The 3,747-nt window shown below is 68.6% G+C and carries 2 protein-coding genes; one reads left to right on the forward strand and one right to left on the reverse strand.

Features of this window, described 5'->3' with window-relative positions:
• Positions 1-1,950, reverse strand: a 1,950-nt coding sequence (locus tag VKH46_08905; GenBank protein HKB70948.1) for an alkaline phosphatase family protein, incomplete at its 3' end; no start/stop codon positions are given.
• Between the two features lie 551 nt (positions 1,951-2,501).
• On the opposite strand from VKH46_08905, the gene VKH46_08910 reads away from it, so the two are divergent.
• Complete coding sequence (locus VKH46_08910; protein ID HKB70949.1) at positions 2,502-3,686, forward strand: class I SAM-dependent methyltransferase; 1,185 nt, start codon at positions 2,502-2,504, stop codon at positions 3,684-3,686.
• The last annotated feature ends 61 nt before the right edge of the window (positions 3,687-3,747 follow it).

A 3,747-nucleotide genomic window follows, 5' to 3' on the forward strand; every position in this document is an offset into this window, starting at 1 on the left:
GGTGTTGTCCTCGAACAGGTTCTCCGTCGGGACCCCGAGCGAAGACTGCCAGGAAACGCGGAATCCCGCCGTGTTGAGGACGAAGAGGTCGGGGATCAGGTTCGGGTCGAATTTCCGGTACGCCTCTTCGCGCCGGAGCACCCGCGAGACCGCCTTCTCCCCGTTCTTGGCGTCCGTCAGCGTGAGGAGCCGCGCGATGAGCTCGGAGCGCACCTTCTCGTACTCGGCGCCCGGTTCGACGATGCCTTCCTTCTCGCGCCCCTTGACGTTGATGTAGATCTCCCCGAGCCCCATCGCGTACGCCTTCGACTTCGACCAGTCGACGTTGTCCCAGAACGTCCCGTGCGAGAAGAGCTCGTCGAGATTCTTGCGCTGCGCCTCTCCCTTCAACGCGAGGTACCCGTTCTGGACGAGCCAGGTGTCGTAGTTGACCGAACGCCGCCACGTTGCGAACCCGTGGTCGGAGAGCACGATGAGGACGTCCGACGGGGAGAGCTTCGCGCGCGCCTGGCCGACGATCGCGTCCATCGTGTCGTAGGCCTTCTCGACCGCGTCGCCGTAGATCTTCGCGAGCGCCGCGTCGTAGGCCGGATGCAGCGGATCGCGGAACCGCCAGAAGATGTGGCTGACGCGATCGGGGAACTCGAAATACTGGATGGCGCAATCGACGGACTTGTCCGCGAGCAGCGTGTCGAGGATCTTCCGCTCGGAGGCGACCGTCGCGTCCACGTCCTGAAGGAAGGTGGCCTCGTCGATCGTGCCCGATTGAATCGACCAGGTGTCGATCGCCCATCCCATCGTCTTGAACAGGCCGACCTGCGACGCGAGGTCCCGCGCGAACGACGCCGGGGTCGAGAGCGAGAATCCGGGCGGGAGCTTCCGGGGGTCGAAGTTGACGGGCGACAGGTAGAGGCCGATCTCGGGCGACACGGACACGAGCTTGAACTTCGCCATGCCATGGAGCGTCACGAGCGGGTTCGCGGGAAAGGCGAGCGACACCCAGTCGCTCCATTCCCCCGTCCGCAGATGCGTCCGGGTGCCGGACGTGTCGATCGTCAGCCCCTTCTTGTCCGCGTCGACCACGAGGGTCATCTTCGCGTCGAGCCACCCCTGGGGATTGCCGAAGTACTTCGCGGGCGGCCCGGTGATCTTCGTCGCGATCGAACCCTCGTTCGAGTCGAGCCGGACGAGCTCGATCGAGAAGTCGTTGCCCCCCTTCGGCGCGAAGAACGGGTCCGACGTGTAGTACGACGGCCGGCCGATCCGTCCCGAGAGGTCCGGAACGCCGAGACCGGAGACGAGCTTGCCGTCGGCGAACTCGTCGGGCGGGAACGTGACCGGCATCCGGATGACGACCGCCTTCTTTCCGGCCGCGCCGAGCGCCTGCCAGAGCGTCGTCCCCTGCCGGTTGTTGATCGCGGTCGGCTGGCGGCTGGGAAGGTCCTGGCGAACGACGACGAACGCGGCGGCCGCGCCCGCGGCGCCGATCAGGAGGAAGACGGCGCGTCCCCAGCGGCGCGCGAAGATCTGCGGGAGGAGCCCGAGGACGAGGAGGACGGCGAGACCGAAGACGAACGGATTCGCCGTGCCGAAGAGGAACTTCTTCTCTCCCTCCTCGGCGATCGCGAAGGTCGGCGTCAGCGTCTTCGGATCGCGCTTCAGGAAGTCGAAGATGCGGGTGCTGCCGGGATCGAGGCCCGTCGAGAAGGACGCCCACGAGACGGGCGTTTGCGCCGGGACCGGAGGGAGGAGCGGCGTGAAGCCTCCCTGTTTCTCGAGCGCGGCGAGGTTCGGCAGCCGGCCGGCGGCGATCTGGCGCTCGACGATCCCCGCGTCGACGCCGTCGAAGCCGAGGATCACGACGCGCCGCTTCGGCGCCTGAGCGAGGAGCGGGGACGCCGAGGCGACCGCGCACACGAGTCCGAGGGCGGCGGGGAGGAGACGTTTCACGACGCGCGATCCTAGCAAATCGCCGCGGATCGTGCCGTCCGCCGGATGCCCGGCTCGACCTTGTCGCCGCGCCCGCAAAAGGCCGACTTACGATCCAGCCGCGTTCAACGGCACCACGCTGAGGCGCGGCGAGGCGCGAGCCCGGCCCGCCGTCGCTCTACGAGCTATGGCGGGATTGCTCGTCTCCAACGGCCCCTGAGCCACAACCACCGTTGCAACCTCGATCCGCCGTAGCCTTGGCGAAGGCGGACGGGATGCGGACAGACGGCCGGCGGTGAAAGCGTACCGATGAGCGTACGTCGAGCCGCCAGCCGCCGGCACGCGCCCGCCCGGCTCGATGCATCGCCGCGCCCGCAAAAGGCCGACTTACGATCCAGCCGCGTTCAACGGCACGACGCTGAGGCGCGGCGAGGCGCGAGCCCGGCGGGATGCGGGCAGGCGGCCGGCGGTGAAGGCGTACCAATGAGCGTACGTCGAGCCGCCGGCCGCCGGCACGCGCCCGCCCGGCTCGATGCATCGCCGCGCCCGCAACGCCGCGATAGACTTCGGGGATGGACCCCTACCAGGCACTGTCGGACCGGATCCGCGCCGCTCTCGAGCCGGACGTCCGCCGTCATTTCTCCCCGGAGTTCGTCATCTGCAGCGAGTACTTCGATCGTTACACGACCGAGACGGCGGGACAGGCGCTCGCCCGCCTCGATCTCCTCGGAGAGTTCCGCGAGCCGTCGACCGCGGCCGAGGCGATCGCCCGGAAGGGCTACGCTCCCCGGGCCGAGACGGCGCTTTCCTGGATGCTCGACAAGCTCGCCGAAGAGGGGTTCCTCGAGGCGCGCGGGGACGCGCCGCGCCGGTTCGTGGCGCGGATCCCGGTGCCTCCGGCGGGAAGCGGAGCCAGGGAAAAGGCGCTCGCGGTCTCGCCCGCGTGCGCGCCGGCGTTCACCGTCGTCGACGCGCTCGCTGAAAACATCGAAGACTTCTTCGCCGGACGGAAGACCGGAGAAGAGATCCTCTTCTCTCCCGCGCGTCTCTCCCTCTGGTTCGATTACTTCAACAACGACAATCTCCTCTATGCCGTCAACAACCGTCTCGGGGCGGAGGCGGCCGCCCGGGCCCTTCCGAGGACGCGCCCCGTGACGATCCTCGAGCTCGGGGGCGGCGCGGGATCCGCGGCCATGGCCCTGCTCCAGCATCTCTCCGCCGAGGGGCGGCTCGGAAACGTGCGCCGGTACCTCTTCACCGAGCCGGTGCCGACTTTCCTGCGCCGCGGAGAGCGTTCGCTCAAGGCGCGATTCCCGGAAGTTCCGTTCGAATGCCGGAAGCTCGACATGAACGTGTCCCTGGTCGATCAGGGGATCGCTCCCGAATCCGTCGACCTCGTCTACGCGGTGAACACGATCCACGTCGCGCACGACCTGCGCCGGACGCTGGCCGCGATCCGGGAGGTGGTCGTTCCCGGCGGGGCGGTCGTTTTCTCCGAGTGCGTTCGTCCGCGCGCCGGACAGCCGATCTACGTCGAGTTCATCTTCAATTTCCTCGAGAACTTCGTCAACGTCGTCACCGATCCCGAGGTCCGGCCCACGCACGGGTTCCTGACGCCCGGCAACTGGCGGGCGGCTCTCGCGGAAGCCGGATTCGAGAACGCCGAGCTGCTTCCCGACGTCGAGTCGCTCTCGCGCGAATATCCCTCGTTCTTCGTGGGCGCGATCACGGCGCGCCGGGCCGCCGGCGCGGGCTGACCCCGGGCGCCGGGATCAGCGGGCGTTTCGCGCCACGGCGTCGCGCGGAACGCGGCGGGGG

The sequence above is a fragment of the Thermoanaerobaculia bacterium genome (assembly GCA_035260525.1).
Lineage (GTDB): Bacteria > Acidobacteriota > Thermoanaerobaculia > UBA5066 > DATFVB01 > DATFVB01.

Bases quoted from the DNA above. Each gene is read 5' to 3' on its own strand.
- VKH46_08910 (HKB70949.1), top strand. From the start codon at position 2,502: ATGGACCCCTACCAGGCACTGTCGGACCGGATCCGCGCCGCTCTCGAG.